The organism is Propionivibrio sp. (assembly GCF_047602565.1).
Taxonomy (GTDB): domain Bacteria; phylum Pseudomonadota; class Gammaproteobacteria; order Burkholderiales; family Rhodocyclaceae; genus Propionivibrio.
The window spans coordinates 4,504,657-4,522,219 of sequence record NZ_JASGGX010000001.1; the positions used below are offsets into that span (position 1 = coordinate 4,504,657).

Here is a 17,563-nt window from a genome sequence, read left to right on the forward strand (position 1 = left end):
TATCCATGGCGGTTGCTTTCCGGAGAGGTCAGAAGGGCGGCACGCCGACGGCCGAGGCCGCGTTTTCGATCGGCACCGCGAAGGCCAGGCCGACGAAGAAGCGTTGCCGCATCGGATTGAGGATGGCGGTGACGATGCCGAGCACTTCGCCCTGCATGTTGACCAGCGGCCCGCCCGAATTGCCCGGATTGGCCGCGGCATCGAACTGGATCAGGTTGCCCAGCGCGCGCCGGCCGTCGGACGAGACGAACTCGCGCCCCAGCCCGGAGACCACGCCGGTGGACGCCGACGGACCGAAGCCGAACGGGAAGCCGACCGCCAGCACCGCATCGCCCGGGCGCAGGTCGCCGGTGGTGACCAGCGTGGCGGGCCGCAGGTCGTCCGGCAGTTTCTGCGCCTGCAGCACGGCCAGGTCGTTGGCCGGGTCGGCGCCGACGACCGTGGCGTCGGATTCGGTGCCGTCGGCGAAGACGATGCGCACGTGGCTGGTGCCGGAGACGACGTGCAGATTGGTCAGGATGCGGCCCTGGTCGGTGATCACCACGCCGGTGCCGACCGATTGCCGTTCGCTGGACGGCTTGTCCTGCGGTTTGTCCTTCTCCGGCGTCTCCTCGGCCGGACCGTTCCGCTTGGGCAGCAGGCCGATGCCTTCCGGGTGGTCGAAGCCGTCGACGCGCACGACCGAGGGCAGGATGGTTTCGTAGGCGCGGGCGGCGGCTGCGGGCAGCGGCTCCTTTTCCAGGCTGGTGCGCACGGCCCGGTCGATGTCCGCCTGGGTGAGAGTGGGCTGTTCCGGGACGAAATGGCGCTCGACGGCGAGCGTGCCGAGGACGGCGAGCAGCACGACCGCCAGCAGCGTGGCGCCGCGCCGGCGCGTCAAGGCGCGGCGGAAAAAGCCGCCGGAGCGGCGTCCGGCTCGCCCGGGCGCCGGGGCGTCCGGCACGGCGGCATCGACCGCCTGGCGCGGCCTGGGGGCACTGCTGTACAACGCGATTCGCGGCATGGTGTCCTCGCTATCGAAGAGTCCACGAAGCTGCGTCGATGGTCTGTGGCGGAATCCAGCGACTCCCGCTTGGGCAACGGCAGCCCGGCGCAAGTTTCACCACGACCGAGGATAAATTGCTGCGCCGGTTTGGCGGCGAGCAGGAAAGACGGCGCAAAAAAGCCCGCTGCGCGCGCAGCGGGCTTTTCGAGAACGGCCGATCCGGTATTACGCCGGGCGGCGGCGCAGGAACGAGAGGCCGGCCAGGCCGAGACCGAGCAGCGCCAGGATTCCGGGTTCCGGAACCTGCAGCGGCGTGGTCGAGATCGTGAAGCCGAACTGCAGCGTCGTCGATTGGCCCTCGATCGTGGTGAAGCCGATGCAGCCCGAGGCCTGTCCAGCCGCCGCGCACGCCGAGTTGCTGAGCACGGACAACACCCCGCCCGTCACCGGGAAGATGTTCACGTAGTAGGTGCTCAGGCCGGTGCCGTCATCGTAGTCGAAGGACTGGTTGAGCAGGCCGCTGGTCAACACGAAGATGTCGTTGCACGGATTGCCGGGAGGGCTGGTCGCGGCGCACGTTCCTGACGTGTTCGGCGTTTCGGTGAAGGCGATGGTGAATGGGATGATCTGGTCCGGCAGCGCCGGATTGTCCGGAATCACCGGGTCGAGCGTCACCGTGTTGGTCAGGATGGCCGAGACCAGCGAGGTGCTGCCGCTCTGGATGACGTTGTTGTTGTGCGTGAGCGACGTGCTGAATCCCAGGTAAGGAGCGGTCTGCGGCGGGGTGCTGCCGAGGTAGGTGTCGATGTTGCCGGTCGCCGGGGAGCCGCCGACTACCAGTGAACTTTGCTGACCGCCCGGGTTACTGGGGATGCCCCAGGACAAACTCAGCGTCGGGAGCGTTGACGTCGCCCCGCCGCTACCCGTGTAGCTCGCCGCCGTGAACAGGCTCGCCACGCTGTAGTCCCAGTTGGTCACAATGGCGCTCGCCGGCGCTGACGCCAAGGCCAGGGAGGTTGCGATGCCGGCCAGCTTGAAAAGAGTCTTCATGATGCCTCCTCCTGAAAGTGGTGCATGGGAAGTGAGGCATGCATCGTGCCATCTCGCCTAACGCTTTGTTTTTGATGATTTATATGTTGTATTGCGGTTGTGTCGTCCATCTTTTGTAAAGATTCTCGACAGTCACCGGTTTTCGCGGGCCAGCGGGTCCTGCCGGTAAAACCGGCTGAACAGTCCGTACAGTTCCGGATAATCGCGGCGCAGGACGGCGGGGGTTTCGAAGAAGGTTTCGCTCAGCACGGCGAAGAATTCGCCGGGATTCTCCGAGGCGTAGGGGTCGATCTCCAGTCTGTCGCTGATCCCCCTGGCCTCGGCCGCGTCGACCCGGTCGCAGAAGTCGTCGTACGCGGCGAACAGCGTGTTTTCCCACTCCTGGCGGGAAATGTCGGCCGGCAGCGGCGGCACGCCGTCGGCGTCGCCGTTGAGCATGTCCAGCTTGTGGGCGAATTCGTGGATCACCACGTTGTAGCCGTCGCCGGCCATCTGCGCGTCGCGCCAGGAAACCAGCAGCGGGCCGCCCGCCCAGGCTTCGCCGGAAGCGACGTCGTCGTATTCGTGCACCACGCCGAATTCGTCCTCGACGGTGCGCGGGATGACGAACTCGTCGGGGTAGACGACGATGCCGACCCAGTCGCGGTAACACCCCAGCCCGAGATTGAGGATCGGCAGGCAGCCCTGCACGGCGATCGAGGCGCACATGGCGTCGGTGAGTTCGAGCCCGCCCGCCGCCGTGAACTCCTTCTCGGCCAGGAAGCTTTCGGCGAGTTCCCTGAGCCGGGCCAACTCCCCGGCATCCAGTCCGGCGAGGAACGGCAGGCCGGCGACCGTATCCTGCCACAGCGCGTCGGGCAGGCCGGCGCGGCGCGGTGCCTGGCCCAGCCAGCCGCGCACCCAACCGAGCAGCCTGCCGATCGCCATCGCGGTTTCAGGCGGCCCTGCCGGCCGTCGTCAGGTAAATGCCGAGGAAGATCAGGCCGATGCCGACGCCGTGGAAGAGGCGCGGGATTTCACCGAGGAACAGCGTCGCCAGCACGGTGCCGAAGACCGGCATCAGGTGGATGAACAGGCTGGCCTTGCTGGCGCCGACCTCGCCGACCGCGCGGTTGTAGAAGACGTAGCCGACGAAGCTCGGCAGCGTGCCGATGTAGACGATGCCGAGCGTCAACCCGCCCGACAGCACCACCTGCCGGCCCTGCGCCATTTCCCAGGCGTAGGCCGGCGCCAGCGCCAGCAGGCCGACCAGGGTGAACGCGGCGAGCAGCAGCATGGGGTGCACGCCGGTCGGCCGCCATTGCAGGCCGATGGTGTACAGCGCCCAGACGAAGACGGCGCCGAGCATCCACAGGTCGCCGACGTTCGGCGTGAGCGCCAGCAGGGTGGCCAGTTCGCCGCGCGAGACGATGGCCGTGACGCCGGCCAGCGAGGTCAGCACGCCGAGCCACTCGATGCCGCGCAGGCGCTTGTCGAGGAAGGCCCACGACAGGGCGATGGTGGCCACCGGGATGAACGAATTGAGCAGCGAGGCGTTGGTCGCGCCGGTGTATTGCAGGGCGATGTAGGCCAGCGTGTTGTAGCCGCCGACGCCCAGCAGGCCGAGCAACAGCACGGCCTTCCAGCCTTTCCGCAACTGCGGCCATTGCGCGCGCAGATGCGGCAGCGCCAGCGGCAGGGTGAGCGCCAGGGCGATGGCCCAGCGCCAGAAGGCCAGCGCGAACGGCGGGACTTCGCCGCGGATGGCCCGGCCGACGACCATGTTGCCCGACCAGAACAGCGTCGTCAGGATGAGCAGGAGATAGGGATGGTGAAAGCGGGCGAACATGGGGCGTCCGGCGAAAAGCCTCCATTATGCGCGAAGGCGCGCGGCGGGTGGCGGCGGCGCAGGGTTTATAATCGCTCCATGGTTTCCGTCGTCCATTCCGTCGCCGCCCAGAGCGGCATCGAACATACCCTGCAGACCCTGTGCGCCGGCCTGTCCGCCGAAGAATCCGAGCGCGTCCGCCAGGCGGTCGAATTCGCCCAGTCGGTGTACGGCGACCGCGCGCTGGGCAGCGGCGAGGGCGTCTGGCATCACGCGCAGGGCATGGCGCTGATCCTGGTCGGGCTGCGGCTCGACGCCGACTGCCGGCTGGCCGCGCTGCTCTTCGCCGTGCCGACCTACGACGAGCACGGCCTGGAACACATCGAGAAGCGCTTCGGCCCGGCGGCGGCGCACCTGGTGGGCGGCATTTCGCGGCTCAACCGCATGCGCCCGATCACGCGCGGCTTCGTCGCGCATGCGCCCGAGAGCGGCGAGCAGACCCCCGACGAGATGAAGGCGCAGATCGAAATCCTGCGCAAGATGTTCCTGGCCGTGGTCGAGGACATCCGGGTCGTGCTGCTGCGGCTCGCCTCGCGCACGCAGACCCTGCGCCACTACGCCGACGCGCCGGACGACCTGCGCGTGCAGGTGGCGCGCGAGACGCTCGAACTGTATTCACCGCTGGCCAACCGCCTGGGCGTCTGGGAACTGAAGTGGGAACTGGAGGACCTGTCGTTCCGCTTCCTCTACCCGGACATCTACAAGAAGATCGCCCGGCAGCTCGACGAGAAGCGCGCCGAGCGCGAGCAGTTCATCGCCGACGCGGTGCGGCGCCTGCGCGGCGAGCTCGAAGCGGTGGGCATCGCCGACGCCGAGGTGTACGGCCGGCCCAAGCACATCTACAGCATCTGGAACAAGATGCGCAAGAAGGGCGTCGAGTTCTCCGAGGTCTACGACGTGCGCGCGCTGCGCGTGATCGTCAGCGGCATCAAGGACTGCTACACCGCGCTGGGCATCGTGCACAACGTGTGGATGCCGATTCCCAAGGAGTTCGACGACTACATCTCGAACCCCAAGGGCAACAACTACCGTTCGCTGCACACCGCGGTCAGCTGTCCGGACGGGCGCGCGCTCGAAGTGCAGATCCGCACGCGCGAGATGCACAAGCACGCCGAGCTCGGCGTCGCCGCCCACTGGCGCTACAAGGAAGGCGTGCGGACCGCGGCGGACGGCAGCTACGACGAGAAGATCGCCTGGCTGCGCCAGCTGCTGGTGTGGAAGAACGAAGTCTCGGATTCGTCCGACTGGGTGAAGCATTACAAGGAAGCCGCGCTCGACGAGACGATCTACGTGATGACCCCGCAGGGCCGCGTGGTGGACCTGCCGCGCGGCGCCACCCCGATCGATTTCGCCTACCGGGTGCACACCGATCTCGGCCACCGCTGCCGGGGCGCCAAGGTGGACGGCGCGCTGGTCACGCTCAACACCCAGCTGGAAACCGGGCAGTGCGTCGAGATCATCGCCGCCAAGCAGGGCGGGCCGTCGCGCGACTGGCTCAACGCCTCGCTCGGCTACCTGTTCACGCACCGCGCGCGCGCCAAGGTGCGCCAGTGGTTCTCCAGCATGGCGCTGGAGCAATCGGTCGCCGACGGGCGGGCCATCGTCACGCGCGAACTGCAGCGCATGGGCGAAACCGGGCTCAAGCTCGACGACCTCGCCGCGCGGCTCGGCTTCGCCAAGAGCGACGACATGTTCATCGCCGTGGCGCGGGCCGAACTGAGCCTGCGCCAGATCCAGACGGCGGTGCGCGGCACCGACGCGCAGGCCGAGGAGGAAAAGCAGGCGGCCGAGCCGCCCGTGCGCAAGCGCAAGGGCAGCGACGACGGCGAGAAAGGCATCCTGATCGTCGGCGTGGACAAGCTGCTGACCCAGCTGGCCGGCTGCTGCAAGCCCGCGCCGCCGGACCCGATCGTCGGCTTCGTCACGCGCGGCAAGGGCGTCTCCATCCACCGCGCCGACTGCCCCAATTTCGCCAACATGGAGGCGATGCAGCCCGAGCGCGTGATCGAGGTGGCCTGGGGCGGGGAAAGCGAAGGCGTCTTCGCGGTCGACATCGTGGTCAACGCCCTCGACCGGCAGGGCCTGCTGCGCGACGTCTCGGAAGTGCTGACCAAGGAAAAGATCAACGTGATCGCCGTCAGCACCCTGTCCAAGCAGGGCACCGCGCACATGCGCTTCACCGGCGAGGTGCGCAACCTGGCCCAGCTCAAGCACACCCTGGCGGCGCTGCACGAGGTCTCGGGCGTGGTCGGCGCCCGCCGCGCCTGAGTCCGGCGCCGGGCGGGCGTCAGCCGGACCGGCGGATGCGCGATTCGGCGAACAGCGCCGCGCCGACGACGCCGGCCTGGTTGAGGAATTTCGCGGCCACCACCGGCGTGCGCACGCTGATCATCGGCGCGAACTTCTCCAGCTTCTTGCTCACCCCGCCGCCCAGCACCATCAGGTCGGGCCAATGCAGGCGTTCCAGGGTTTCCAGGCAGTGATCGAGGCGCTTGCCCCATTCCTTCCACTTGAGCTTTTTGGCCACGCGCACCGCCTCCGAGGCGTAGCGTTCCGCCTCGCGGCCGTTGTCGAGCAGGACGTGGCCCAGCTCGGCGTTCGGCAGCAGATGGCCGTCGGTGAACAGGGCCGTGCCCAGCCCGGTGCCGATGGTGACGATCAGGACCACGCCCGGCACGCCCTGGCCGGCCCCGAAATGCATCTCCGCCAGCCCGGCGGCATCCGCGTCGTTGGCCGCGTAAACCTCGCAGCCGGTCTGCTCCGAAAAGTAGTCGGCCACCGGCAGGCCGATGAACGATTTGTCGATGTTGGCGGCAGTGCGGGCGATCCCGTGCTGGATGGCGGCGGGGAAACCCAGCCCGACCGGGCCTTTCCAGTCCATCTGCCGGACCAAGCCCTGCAGCGCCTTGCCCACCGACTGCGGCGTCGCCGGGCGCGGCGTTTCGATGCGGATTCGTTCGGTCAGCAGGGAACCGTCGGCGGTTTCCACCAGGGCGGCCTTGATTCCGCTGCCGCCGACATCGATGCCCAGAATCTGCATGACGATTTTTTCCTTGATTGAACGAAGGCAACGATCGTAGCCTATTCGTTTGGGTCTGCCAATGAACGGAATTTGCGGAAGGAGTCGGATTTCATATGCGCGACAGAATACGGCCCGTCGACCTGGCCAAATCGTACCTGCTGCTCAATCACGGACCGGTCACCCTGGTCAGCACCGCCTTCCACGGCCGGCGGAACGTCATGGCGGCGTCCTGGGCGATGCCGCTCGACTTCGATCCGCCCAAGGTGCTCGCGGTCATCGACGGCAGCACCTTCACCCGCGAGCTGATCGAGGCTTCGGGCGAGTTCGCCCTCAACGTGCCGTTCCGCCGGATCGCCGACAAGGTGCTGGCCGCCGGCAGCGTGTCGGGCCGCGACGGCGACAAGTTCGCCCATGCCGGCCTGACGACCTTCCCCGCCGAACGGATCGGCGCGCCGCTCGTCTGCGATTGCGCGGCCTGGCTGGAATGCCGGGTGATCCCGGAGGCGCACAACCAGCGGCGCTACGACCTGTTCATCGCCGAAGTCGTGGCGGCCTGGGCCGATCCGGCGGTCTTCTCGGAAAACCGCTGGCATTTCCCGGACGCCGCCAGGAAGACCATTCACTATCAGGCGGGCGGCGCGTTCTTCGAGACGGGCAGGCATGTCGAATGCGGCGGGTGAATCGGGTTTGACTGCGCAGGGACGGAAAAAACGAAATTCAACCAACCACGGCGACACGGCGGGCACGGCGAAAAGGCAATTCCCTGTCTTTCGCCGTGCCCGCCGTGTCGCCGTGGTTAATCGCTTTTTGTCGCCCCAACGAAATCCAGCAGGAGGGTCTTCATGTGCGCCGACCAGAAGTTGCCGGCGCAGGTCAGCCGCAGGCCGTGCTCGTCCTCCTCGCCGGACAGCAGGCCGGCCCGGCGCCATTGCGCCAGCAGCTTTTCGCCCTGCTGCCGGTGGCTTTCCGGCCAGCTTTCCAGGCGCGGCAGGCGCAGCGACTCGGTGGCCGTCGTTAGCGCGTGGGCGAAGCTGTCCGGGGCGTCGCGCCGGGGCGAGGGCGCGATCCGGCCGAGCGGCTTTTCGCCGCGCGCAACCTTTTCCGCATACGTTTCCAGCATGCCCGCGTTGCCCAGGCTGACGGCGCCCAGCCGCCCGCCCGCGCCGGAGCCGAAAGGCAGCATGTCCGCCCCGCCGAGGGCCAGCCGGTTGTAGATGCACCGCTCCTTGGCGTCCCGGCGCCAGTGCTTCGGCGAGAAGTGCTCATGGCCGTGCGCGAGCAGCGCCGCGTAGGCGGCGCCGAACATCTCGGCCCGTTCGCGCAGGCTCGGCGGCGCCGGCATTTTTCCGAGCCGCACCGCCTTGTCGAGCGGACTGTCGGGAAACATGTTGAGCTTGTAGAGGTCCAGGCCGTGGATGCCGGTTTCCTCGCTCAGGAAGCGCACGTCCTCGACCAGCAGTTCCTTCGTCTGGCCGGGGAATCCGTAGATCAGGTCGGCGACCACCGTCGCGCCGCTGGCGCAGAGCGCGTCGAGGTTTTCGCGTATCTCGTTCCGGTCGGCGATGCGCCCCAGCCGGCGGCGCAACTTGGTGTCCGTCGTCTGCACGCCCAGGGAGAAGCGGTTGGCTCCCGCGTTGACCCAGGCCTTCGCCTTGTCCCCGGTGAAGCCGCGGACGCGGCCTTCGACGGTGATCTCGGCGTCCGCCTCGACGGGAAAGGCGGCGCGCAGCTGCCGGATCAGCCGCGCCATGTCCGCCGCCTCCAGATCGCTGGGCGTGCCGCCGCCGAAGTAGATGGCCCGCACCGGGCGCAGGTGGATCACGCCGCGCAGCACGCGCGCGGTGGCCTCGATCTCCTGCGCCAGCAGGGCGGCATATTCGGCGCTGAAGGTCTTGCTGGTCCGGTTCTTGTAGAACGGGCAGAACGCGCAGTGGTGATGGCAGAACGGCACGTGGACGTAGAGCGCGAGCGGCCGCTCCGTCGTTTCCAGGTAGGCCTGCGCCGCGAAGTCCTCGAATGGTCCGCCGTCCCACGGCGGCGGCGTCCGCATGCGCATGCCGCCGGCGGACGGCCCGGAAGCGCGCTCCTCGAAGGCGCCGGTCAGCGGATCGCCGCCGACGCGCGCAAGAAAGGGTTCGATGTCGGGCGGCACGTCAGTTCTCGACTTTCGTTCTGCGCTGGATGGTGACGGCGCGGTGCAGCCAGCGCTCGCTGTCGAGCACGGCCAGGGTGGCCGCCGCGACGTCCGCCCGCGACAGATAGGCGCCGTGCAGCCGGTCCGCTCTCTCGGACAGGATGAAATCGCCGGCGGCGGGGTCGTTGCTCAATCCGCCCGGACGCACGATGCTCCAGGGCAGGCGGGTGTCCTTGAGGAAATTCTCGGCCTCGGTCTTGGCGAGCAGGGCTTCGCCCAGGAAAATCCGGGTGCTGGCCGGCACGTCGGCATATTGCTCGCCGCTGCCCATGGAGGTCATCAGGACGAAGCGTTCCACGCCGGCCTTGCCTTCCAGCGCGCGGATGACGTTGATGTTGCCTTCCGCATCCACCCGGCGCCCCTGCGGATTCCTGCCGCCCAGCACGCTGACGATTCGCCGCGGCGCGGTTTCCCGGATCGCCTTTTCGCAATCGGCGAGATTGAAGGCGTCCCCTTCGACGACCGTGACGCCGAGCGCCAGGAGCGGGGAGGTCGCGCTGCCCGGCCGCGCCATGGCGGCGACGCGCTCGCCCCGGGCGCGGGCCTGTTCGGCCAGCCGGAGTCCGGTGTTGCGCGTCGCCCCGAACAGGAGCAGATCGTGCCGCTCCATCACGCGGCCTCCGTCGTGACGGCGCCGGCCAGCGCGCGCAGGGCCCGCAGCTGGTGGGGCAGGATCTTCCTGTCCGCGTCGCGCCCCAGGTAGATCTTGAACATGGTGCCGCCGTCGCGGTTCATGAACTGGAGGCTGGCCGTCGTCGACGTCCCCATGAACGGGCGCTCCACCACGTAGATGCTGCCGCAGCGGTTCGGCCGCAGGTGGCCGTGCAGGCCGGCGCTCCCGTCGAGGTTGTAGAAGCCGTGCGCCAGCGTCCCCTTCGGGAAGGGGCCGGAGATTTCCATGATCACGTCCGCCGTATGGACGATCGTCGTCACCTCGCCCCAGGTGGCGACCTCGCCCAGGACGTCCACGAAGCGGCCGCCGTCCAGGCGCGTCCACAGCGATTCCGGCAGGCATTCGATGATCTCGGCCATGCTCAGGCCGCTGTTTTCCGCGAGTCCTTCCAGGATCATTCCCGGATTCTTCGCCAGCTTGCCCTTCAGCAAGTCCAGTTCGTGCGATGTGTCCGGCATGGTGTGCGTCATGTGATTTCCCCTTTTCGTCGAGATTGGATTGAGCGATGTTTTCATTGGGGTTTATGCAATCCAGGCACGAAAATCCCCGTCCCTGAAATGCCTTTATTCTAGATGATAAGAATTACCAGTTGCAATATGAATTGGTAATTATTATTATCGAATACCCTGATTGGATTCTAGATGAATTCATTAAGTATAAGTACCAGTGCATAAGAAAACTCCTAATTCCGTTCCCGAAAGAAGCAATGGCCGTGCACGATTCACACCACGTCACCGAACACACGGGCTGCCTGCGGCCCGGCGTGGCGCGTGCGCTGGCGGCCGCCGTGGCGGCGGTTCATGTCCTCCTGATCGCCGTCGTTCTGCGCGGGGATATGCGCATCGTTCCGAGCGAATTGGCGGGCAGGGCCGGAGCGGGGACGGTCTTTGCCTCCCTCGTGCCGAACGCTCCCGCTGTGACGGCGGCGGCCGGCGCGCCGATCTCCGCGAGCGATGCCGGAAAACCGCGCGTGGAAGCGGGCAAGACCGCCCGCCCGATCAAACCTCGGACGCCGGAAGCCGGCCGCATGGTGGCCGCCGAACGCACGCCGGAGACGACTGCGGAGCAGGCTTCCGCGCCGGATGCCGGCGAGCCGGGCGAGGGCGCGCCGTCGCGGGAACCGTCCGCCGAGGGCGACGGCCATGCCTCCGGCAGCGCCGCGCCGGCCTCGTCGTCCGGAGCGGCGGGCGGTGCCCGGGACCCGTCCGCGGGCCGGGACGGAGGCGGGCGAGAGGCGGCGGAATCCTCCGTGGCCCTCGCGTCGCTCAAATTCAAACGGGCGCAGAAGCCGGACTACCCGGAGCAGTCGCGCAGCCGCAACGAATCGGGCGTGGTGGCGGTGCTCGTCGTCGTCGATGCGGAGGGCCGGGTCGGGGAAGCCCGGATAAAGCAGTCCTGCGGGCACGCGCTGCTCGATGACGCCGCGCTCAAGGCCGCCCGGCGCAGCCGCTTCCATCCCTACGTGGAGGACGGCGTGCACAAGACGGTCGTCACCGTCATTCCCTACCACTTCAACCTGCACGCGGCGCGATAGCCGGAGACCACTTTTATTTCGACAAGGGAGACACGCATGGAAACTTCGCAGACCGCCATGGGATTCGGGCACTTCATCGCGCAGAGCGACGTGGTGGGCAAGGGCCTGCTGCTGGTCCTGATCGCCATGTCGATCGCCTCATGGACGCTGATCGTCGTCAAGGGCATCGCCAGCTGGCGGCGCGGCCGCCACGGCAGGGAATTCCTGAGCTTTTTCTGGGATGCGCCGTCGCTGGACGCGGTCAGCCGCGAAATCCAGACCCGTGGCGCACGCTGCCCGTTTTCGCTGCTCACGCTGCATGCCCAGCACGCGCGGGAGCATTACGCGAGCTACGGCGCGGCCAAGCTTTCGGAGGCGGGGACGCAGCAGGAATTCCTGATCCGCACGATGAACAAGGTCATCGACGAAACCTCGGCGCGGCTGGAGAACGGCCTGTCCGTGCTGGCCACCGTCAGCTCGACGGCGCCCTTCATCGGGCTGTTCGGCACGGTCTGGGGCATCTACCACGCGCTGATCGCCATCAGCGTCAACGGCAGCGGCACGCTGGACAAGGTGGCCGGGCCGGTCGGCGAGGCGCTGATCATGACCGGCATCGGGCTGGCCGTCGCGATCCCGGCGGTGATCGGCTACAACTGGCTGGTGCGTGGCAACAACGTCACGCTCGCGCAGCTGGACGCCTTCGCCCACGAACTGCTGACCTTCCTGTTGACCGGGAAAATCTGCTCCCCCGCCATGCCCGGCGAGCAGAAGGCCGAACGCCCGCGCCTCGCGCATGCCGTCAATCGGAGCTGAGCATGGCCTCCGCCAATTTCTGCAGCGGCGGCCGGCGCGCTTCGCTGGCCGAAATCAACATGGTGCCGCTGATCGACGTGATGCTGGTGCTGCTGGTGATCTTCATCGTCACCGCGCCGCTGCTCTCCCATTCGGTCCGGCTCGAACTGCCCCAGGCCAGCGCGCAGCCGACGCCGGCGCTGCCCGGCCGGATCGAATTCGCCATCCAGGCCGGCGGCGACCTGTTCTGGAACGGCGAGCCCGTCGACCGCGACGCCGCGCGCCGGCGCTTCGCGGAGGCCAGCCGCAGGACGCCGCAACCCGAGCTGCATATTTTCGCCGACCAGCGCGTCGAGTACCTGTTCGTCGCCAGGACGCTGGCCGACGCCAGCCAGGCCGGCCTGTCGCGGATCGGTTTCATCAGCACGCCGGGCGAATGATTTTTCAACGCGGTGCGGACACCGCTCCGCACCCCTTCAGGAGACGATGATGTTCAGCAAGCAAGCAATTCCCTTCCGGGCGGCGAAGATACCGCTGCTCGTTTCCGGTCTGGCGATGTGCCTCGGCGCGCCGGCCGGAGCGCAAACCGGCGAAAAGGCGGATATCGGGAAATACACGCAGGTGCGCGACATGAACGCGGTGACGGTCACCGCGACGCGCCGCGAGGAAAAGGTCCTGGACGTGCCGGCGACGGTCAGCGTCATCACCCGCGAGGACATGGACGACCATCTGGCGGTCAACATCCAGGAACTGGTGCGCCATCAGGCCGGCATCCAGGTCAACCGCCAGGTTTCCGGCACGGACCCGTATGCCAACCTGTCCGGCTACGTCATCCGCGGCGTCGGCGGCAACCGCGTGCAGCTCCAGGTTGACGGCGCGCGCGTGATCGAGCGGGCGATGGACGGCAACCGCGATTTCGTCGACCTCTCGATGATGAAGAGCGTGGAAATCATGCGCGGTCCGGGATCGGTGCTGTGGGGCGCGGACGCGCTGGGCGGCATCGTCTCCTACCAGACGCTGGACCCGGACGACCTGCTGCGCGGGCGCCCGTTCGGCGGCAGCGCCAACGCCGGGTACGACAGCCTCAACCATGCCTTCTCGCGCACGGGGATGGTCGCCGGGCAGTTCTCGCCGACGGTGCAGGGGCTGTTCGGCTACACCTACCGCACGTATTCGGAAACCGAGCTGGGCAAGGCCCGCGCGGACGGCGGCCGCTGGGGCTGCACGCGCCTGGTGGTCGGCTGCGACGAACTGAACCCGCTCGACGGACGGACCAGCAACGCGCTGGCCAAGCTGGTCTGGCGGCCGAACGCGCTGCATGAAGTCAAGCTGACCGGGGAATCGTTCGAGTCCGAAGCCGACATTATGCAGACCTACGACAAGGGTATCGCCACGGCGACGCTGCTCAACGGGGACTTCCCGCGCAACCAGCAGCAGACGCGGCAGCGCGTCGCGCTGGAGCACAACTGGAACGTCGACGCCGCCTGGCTGGACAACCTGAAATGGCGGCTCTCGTATTCGCCGCAGAAGCGCGCGCTGGACACCACGCGCTACCAGACCAACCTGCCCCCCAGGACGCCGCGCACGACCTACGAAAAGACCGACTACGAGGAAAAATTCCTGCAGGCGGACGTGCAGCTGAACTCCGCGTTCGACTGGGGCGACAGCCAGCACGTCCTGACCTACGGCTTCCAGGGCGACACGACCGACACCAGCTACTGGCGGCGGACCACGGTCGACAACAACGGCAGCGTCACCACCACCTACGGCGGCGGCTCCAATTTCGCCAATTCCGAGACGGTCCGCGCCGACGTCTATCTGCAGGACGAGATCAAGCTGCTCGGCGACCGGCTGAGCGTGACGCCCGGCCTGCGCTACGCGACCTACAGCATCGATCCGGACTACGACAGGAACTACAAGGTCGTCCCCGGCAAGGAGCCGAAGGAGCGGGAGGCCAAAAAGTGGATTCCGCAGCTCGGCCTGCTGTTCAGGCTGACCGAGCAGTACGCCCTGTACGGCCGCTACGCGGAAGGTTTCAAGATGCCCACCGCGCAGGACCTGTTCACCTCGGTGCCGAACGCCATGGGGATGTACAACCTGGTACCCAACCCCGATCTGGAACCCGAGGAGGTGGTTTCCTACGAAGCCGGCGTGCGCGGGAAATTCGATTCCGGCTGGTTCTCGTTCGGCGCGTTCTACAGCGACTACACCGACTTCATCAAGAGCATGCAGCGCGTGCCCGGCACGGTGAACGAATACACCTCGCGCAACGTCTCCAAGGTCAAGCTGTGGGGCCTGGAAGCCTCCGGGGAATGGCAGTTCGCCAGGAAGTGGAGCCTGAACGCCAACGCCAGCTACCAGCACGGCAAGGAAAAGGGCCTCGGCAGCCAGGACTACGTGCCGTTCAACGGCGCCTCGCCGCTGAACGCGGTGATCGGCGTGAAATGGACCGAGCCGGCGCTGCGGCTGAGTTCGCAGCTGGTCGGCACCTTCTCCAAGGGCGTCACGCGGACCACCGAGGACGACGATTTCAAGCCGAGCGGCTACGGCATCTTCGACGCCTATCTCAACTGGCAGATCGACAAGACCTTCCGCCTCAGCGCCTCGGTGCTCAACCTCTTCGACCGGCGCTACTTCGCCTACACCGCCACCTTGCTCAACGACCGGCCCGCCTCGGCCGCGGAGTCCCGCACCAACCCGCTGGAGCTCTACACCCAGCCGGGACGCACGTTCGGCATCAACCTGTCCGCCAGCTTCTGAGGTCCACGGCGAACATGGCGGACCACAAGAGAATCGTGACGCATCCGCGCGCCACCTGGCTGTCGCCCGCAACCGGAGAACGGCTCGCGGCGGGCGACCTCATGCGGCGCCTGGCCGGGCAGGACACGGTCCTGCTCGGCGAGAGGCACGACAGCGCCGAAATCCACCGCTGGCAGCTGCACGTCGCGGCGGCGCTGCACCTGCTGCGCCCGGACATGCGGGTCGGCTTCGAGATGTTCCCCCGGCGCCTGCAGCCCGTCCTCGACGAATGGGTCGACGGCCGGCTGGACACCGAGGCCTTCATCGAGAGATCCGGCTGGTACGACGTCTGGGGGTTTCCCGCCGAAATCTACCTGCCGCTGTTCCACTTCTGCCGCCAGCAGAAGGTGCGCATGCTGGCGCTGAACTGCGAGCGCGCGCTGGTGAGCCGCGTCGGCAAGGAAGGCTGGGACGCCGTTCCAGAGGAGGAGCGCGACGGGCTGACGCCCGCCGCGCCGGCCGGCGCGGCCTATGCCGACTATCTGGCGGCCGTGGCCCGGCGCTTCTCCGGGCAGGGCGGCATGCCCGCCGGCCACGGCGCCGGCGACCTGGAGCGCTTCGTCCGCGCGCAGCAGACCTGGGACCGCGCCTTCGCCTGCAACATCGCCCGGGCGCTGGACGCGGCCGGCGGGGAGCGCCCGCCGCTCGTCGTCGGGATCATCGGCCGGGGCCACCTGGAGTACGGGTACGGCACGCCGTACCAGCTGAGCGACCTCGGCATCGCGAAAAACGGCGTCCTGCTCACCTCCGACCGGGACGAGCAGGACCTGGACGCGATCCGGGGAATCGGCGACGCCATTTTCCGCATCGACACCCCGGAACCTCCGGCGGAACGCCATGCGCGTGGCGCGTCCCGGACCTCCCCGACGGAAAGGCTCGCCCCGGCATGAACCTCACCCTGCAACGCATCCGGCGTCTGGCCGCCCTGGCGATCAAGGGAAAGGGCGGCAAGCTGGGGCTGGTTTACTGCGTCGTCGTCCTGCTGCTGGGGCTGGCGGAAATCCAGGTTTCCGTCAAGCTCATCGCCTGGAGCAAGGATTTCTACGACGCGCTGGAAAAGCTCGACGGCGGTGCCGCCCTGTGGCAGATCGGCGTCTTCGCCATGCTGACGGCGGCCAGCGCGGGCCTCTATCTCGTCGGCAACTATATCCGGCAGCTGGTGAAGATCCGCTGGCGCACCACCTTGACCAACGCCTCGCTCGACCGCTGGATGAAGAACAAGGCGTACTGGCACCTCGATACGGCGGAGTCCTCCGCGCTGGACAACCCGGACCAGCGCATCTCGGAAGACTGCCGCATCTTCGTCGAACGTCTGGTCGGCGGCACCGCGGTGATGGGCAGCAGCGGGAGCGTCCTCGATTTCATCATCGGACTGATCGGCCTGACCACCTACGCGATGCTCCTGTGGAACCTGTCGAGTTTCCCGCTGAGCGTCGAGCTGTTCGGCCGGTCTTTCGAAATCGCGCATTACATGGCCTGGGCGGCGCCCATCTACGTGTTCGTGTCCAGCGGCCTGACGCACTGGCTGGGCGCGCCCCTGATGAAGCTGAACGCCATGTATCAGCACCGGGAAGCCGACCTGCGTTTCGCGCTGACCCACTTCCGGGAGTCGAAGGACGCCATCGCGCTGAGCGGCGGCGAAGCGGCCGAACGCCGGGCCATCGACCGCCGCTACCAGCGCATCCTGGAAAACTGGCGCCAGCGCATCCGGCAGGAGCTGATCCTCGGCTGCTTCACGCAGCCCTACATGCTGACGGTGCTGCGCATTCCGCTGTTCCTGGCCTTTCCCGCCTACCTGGCGGGGCACGTCGCGCTCGGCGGGCTGATGCAGCTCAGCTCCTCGTTCCAGAAGGTCGTCACCTCGCTGTCCTGGTTCATCTTCTACTACAAATACCTGGCCGAGCTGGCGGCCACCAGCAATCGCCTCGGCCATTTCCTCGCCGAGGCGGAAGCGGCCGCCGACCAGCCGCCGGCGATCGCAGCCCGGCCCTCGCCGGACGGGGCGCTGCACGTCCGCGACCTGACCCTGCGCGATCCGCGCGGCGCGGCGCTGCTCCACCTGCCTGAACTGCGCGTCGAACCCGGCGAAGCGGTCTGGATCGACGGTCCCTCGGGCATCGGCAAATCGACGCTGATCAAGGCCGTATGCGGGCTGTGGCGGCATTGTTCCGGGCACATCGGGATGCCGCCGGGAAAAATGCTCTTCCTGTCGCAGCACGCCTACCTGCCGCTGGGCAGTCTGGCGGCGGCGGTCACCTATCCCGACGAGCCGGACGACGTCGCCTCGGTCAAGGCGCTGTTCGCCCGCGTCGGGCTGTCGTGCCCGCGGCACGAGCAGGAACTGGACCGGGCGGAGGAGATGGCCAAGGACTACAAGCTGTCCGGCGGCGAGCAGCAGCGGCTGATCGTCGCCCGCATCCTGGCGGCCAGGCCCGACTGGGTGTTCCTCGACGAAGCGACCAGCGCGCTCGACGCCGATGCCGAACGGCAGCTCTTCGGCGTGCTGCGCGAGGCCCTGCCCGCCACCGGCTTCATCGTCATCGCCCACCGGGAGCCGCGCGGACTGGGGGACTACCGGCACGTCGATCTGCGGGATGCCGCGTATTCCTCCGGGCGGCGGGATAGCCGCCAGGGCGAACGGGAAATGGCCCTGGAGCCGGTCTGAAAA

16 protein-coding genes are annotated in these 17,563 nt (G+C 67.7%); 8 read left to right on the top strand and 8 right to left on the bottom strand.

Annotated features, from left to right (window positions below; all coding sequences use genetic code 11):
* Window positions 1–28: 28 nt before the first annotated feature.
* The 4 genes from QM701_RS21275 to QM701_RS21290 form a co-directional block, all read right to left on the bottom strand.
* The gene (locus QM701_RS21275) at window positions 29–1,003 is read right to left on the bottom strand and encodes a S1C family serine protease (protein WP_415168992.1); all 975 of its coding nucleotides are present in this window, start codon (window positions 1,001–1,003) and stop codon (window positions 29–31) included.
* A 207-nt stretch (window positions 1,004–1,210) separates the two neighbouring features.
* On the bottom strand, window positions 1,211–2,035 hold the full coding sequence (locus tag QM701_RS21280) for a THxN family PEP-CTERM protein (protein ID WP_415168993.1): 825 nt from the start codon (window positions 2,033–2,035) through the stop codon (window positions 1,211–1,213).
* A gap of 132 nt (window positions 2,036–2,167) precedes the next feature.
* Window positions 2,168–2,962: a zinc-dependent peptidase gene (locus QM701_RS21285; protein WP_415168994.1), complete on the bottom strand. Its 795-nt coding sequence runs from the start codon at window positions 2,960–2,962 to the stop codon at window positions 2,168–2,170.
* A 7-nt stretch (window positions 2,963–2,969) separates the two neighbouring features.
* Window positions 2,970–3,863 (bottom strand): DMT family transporter, encoded by an 894-nt coding sequence (locus QM701_RS21290; RefSeq protein ID WP_415168995.1) that lies wholly within the window; start codon window positions 3,861–3,863, stop codon window positions 2,970–2,972.
* Window positions 3,864–3,941: 78 nt separating this feature from the next.
* Between QM701_RS21290 and QM701_RS21295 the strand changes: the two genes are divergently transcribed.
* Window positions 3,942–6,170, top strand: a complete 2,229-nt coding sequence (locus QM701_RS21295) for a RelA/SpoT family protein (RefSeq protein WP_415168996.1) — start codon at window positions 3,942–3,944, stop codon at window positions 6,168–6,170.
* Between the two features lie 19 nt (window positions 6,171–6,189).
* Here the strand turns inward: QM701_RS21295 and ppgK are convergent, their stop codons facing one another.
* Entirely contained in the window at window positions 6,190–6,942 is a 753-nt protein-coding gene (gene ppgK / locus QM701_RS21300) for a polyphosphate--glucose phosphotransferase (RefSeq protein ID WP_415168997.1), read from the bottom strand.
* Window positions 6,943–7,037: 95 nt separating this feature from the next.
* Between ppgK and QM701_RS21305 the strand changes: the two genes are divergently transcribed.
* Window positions 7,038–7,604, top strand: coding sequence for a flavin reductase family protein (locus QM701_RS21305; RefSeq protein WP_415168998.1), 567 nt, complete (start codon window positions 7,038–7,040; stop codon window positions 7,602–7,604).
* Between the two features lie 116 nt (window positions 7,605–7,720).
* On the opposite strand, the gene hutW is transcribed toward QM701_RS21305, so the two are convergent.
* From hutW to hutX, 3 genes are read right to left on the bottom strand one after another with little or no spacing between them, the layout of a single operon-like run.
* Window positions 7,721–9,076 (bottom strand): heme anaerobic degradation radical SAM methyltransferase ChuW/HutW, encoded by a 1,356-nt coding sequence (gene hutW / locus QM701_RS21310; RefSeq protein WP_415168999.1) that lies wholly within the window; start codon window positions 9,074–9,076, stop codon window positions 7,721–7,723.
* Window position 9,077: 1 nt separating this feature from the next.
* Window positions 9,078–9,728 (bottom strand): NAD(P)-dependent oxidoreductase, encoded by a 651-nt coding sequence (locus tag QM701_RS21315; protein WP_415169000.1) that lies wholly within the window; start codon window positions 9,726–9,728, stop codon window positions 9,078–9,080.
* Complete coding sequence (gene hutX, locus QM701_RS21320) at window positions 9,728–10,261, bottom strand: heme utilization cystosolic carrier protein HutX (protein WP_415169001.1); 534 nt, start codon at window positions 10,259–10,261, stop codon at window positions 9,728–9,730. The genes QM701_RS21315 and hutX overlap by 1 nt, the downstream gene beginning before the upstream one ends.
* A gap of 242 nt (window positions 10,262–10,503) precedes the next feature.
* Here hutX and QM701_RS21325 point away from each other — a divergent pair, with 242 nt between their 5' ends.
* From QM701_RS21325 to QM701_RS21350, 6 genes are read left to right on the top strand one after another with little or no spacing between them, the layout of a single operon-like run.
* A complete protein-coding gene (locus QM701_RS21325) occupies window positions 10,504–11,325 on the top strand; it encodes an energy transducer TonB (RefSeq protein ID WP_415169002.1) in 822 nt (273 codons plus the stop codon).
* 36 nt (window positions 11,326–11,361) lie between these two features.
* Window positions 11,362–12,117 (top strand): MotA/TolQ/ExbB proton channel family protein, encoded by a 756-nt coding sequence (locus QM701_RS21330; RefSeq protein ID WP_415169003.1) that lies wholly within the window; start codon window positions 11,362–11,364, stop codon window positions 12,115–12,117.
* Window positions 12,118–12,119: 2 nt separating this feature from the next.
* On the top strand, window positions 12,120–12,536 hold the full coding sequence (locus tag QM701_RS21335) for an ExbD/TolR family protein (RefSeq protein WP_415169004.1): 417 nt from the start codon (window positions 12,120–12,122) through the stop codon (window positions 12,534–12,536).
* A 49-nt stretch (window positions 12,537–12,585) separates the two neighbouring features.
* Complete coding sequence (locus QM701_RS21340) at window positions 12,586–14,856, top strand: TonB-dependent hemoglobin/transferrin/lactoferrin family receptor (RefSeq protein ID WP_415169005.1); 2,271 nt, start codon at window positions 12,586–12,588, stop codon at window positions 14,854–14,856.
* Between the two features lie 35 nt (window positions 14,857–14,891).
* Window positions 14,892–15,785: a ChaN family lipoprotein gene (locus tag QM701_RS21345; protein ID WP_415169006.1), complete on the top strand. Its 894-nt coding sequence runs from the start codon at window positions 14,892–14,894 to the stop codon at window positions 15,783–15,785.
* Window positions 15,782–17,560, top strand: a complete 1,779-nt coding sequence (locus tag QM701_RS21350; RefSeq protein ID WP_415169007.1) for an ABC transporter ATP-binding protein/permease — start codon at window positions 15,782–15,784, stop codon at window positions 17,558–17,560. Before QM701_RS21345 ends, QM701_RS21350 begins: the two co-directional genes overlap by 4 nt.
* The last annotated feature ends 3 nt before the right edge of the window (window positions 17,561–17,563 follow it).

Coding starts and splice junctions, on each gene's coding strand:
- QM701_RS21285 (WP_415168994.1), bottom strand. CDS start 2,962: ATGGCGATCGGCAGGCTGCTCGGTTGGGTGCGCGGCTGGCTGGGCCAG.
- QM701_RS21295 (WP_415168996.1), top strand. CDS start 3,942: ATGGTTTCCGTCGTCCATTCCGTCGCCGCCCAGAGCGGCATCGAACAT.
- QM701_RS21280 (WP_415168993.1), bottom strand. CDS start 2,035: ATGAAGACTCTTTTCAAGCTGGCCGGCATCGCAACCTCCCTGGCCTTG.
- ppgK (WP_415168997.1), bottom strand. CDS start 6,942: ATGCAGATTCTGGGCATCGATGTCGGCGGCAGCGGAATCAAGGCCGCC.
- QM701_RS21305 (WP_415168998.1), top strand. CDS start 7,038: ATGCGCGACAGAATACGGCCCGTCGACCTGGCCAAATCGTACCTGCTG.
- QM701_RS21330 (WP_415169003.1), top strand. CDS start 11,362: ATGGAAACTTCGCAGACCGCCATGGGATTCGGGCACTTCATCGCGCAG.
- QM701_RS21315 (WP_415169000.1), bottom strand. CDS start 9,728: ATGGAGCGGCACGATCTGCTCCTGTTCGGGGCGACGCGCAACACCGGA.
- QM701_RS21290 (WP_415168995.1), bottom strand. CDS start 3,863: ATGTTCGCCCGCTTTCACCATCCCTATCTCCTGCTCATCCTGACGACG.
- QM701_RS21350 (WP_415169007.1), top strand. CDS start 15,782: ATGAACCTCACCCTGCAACGCATCCGGCGTCTGGCCGCCCTGGCGATC.
- QM701_RS21275 (WP_415168992.1), bottom strand. CDS start 1,003: ATGCCGCGAATCGCGTTGTACAGCAGTGCCCCCAGGCCGCGCCAGGCG.
- QM701_RS21340 (WP_415169005.1), top strand. CDS start 12,586: ATGTTCAGCAAGCAAGCAATTCCCTTCCGGGCGGCGAAGATACCGCTG.
- hutX (WP_415169001.1), bottom strand. CDS start 10,261: ATGACGCACACCATGCCGGACACATCGCACGAACTGGACTTGCTGAAG.
- QM701_RS21335 (WP_415169004.1), top strand. CDS start 12,120: ATGGCCTCCGCCAATTTCTGCAGCGGCGGCCGGCGCGCTTCGCTGGCC.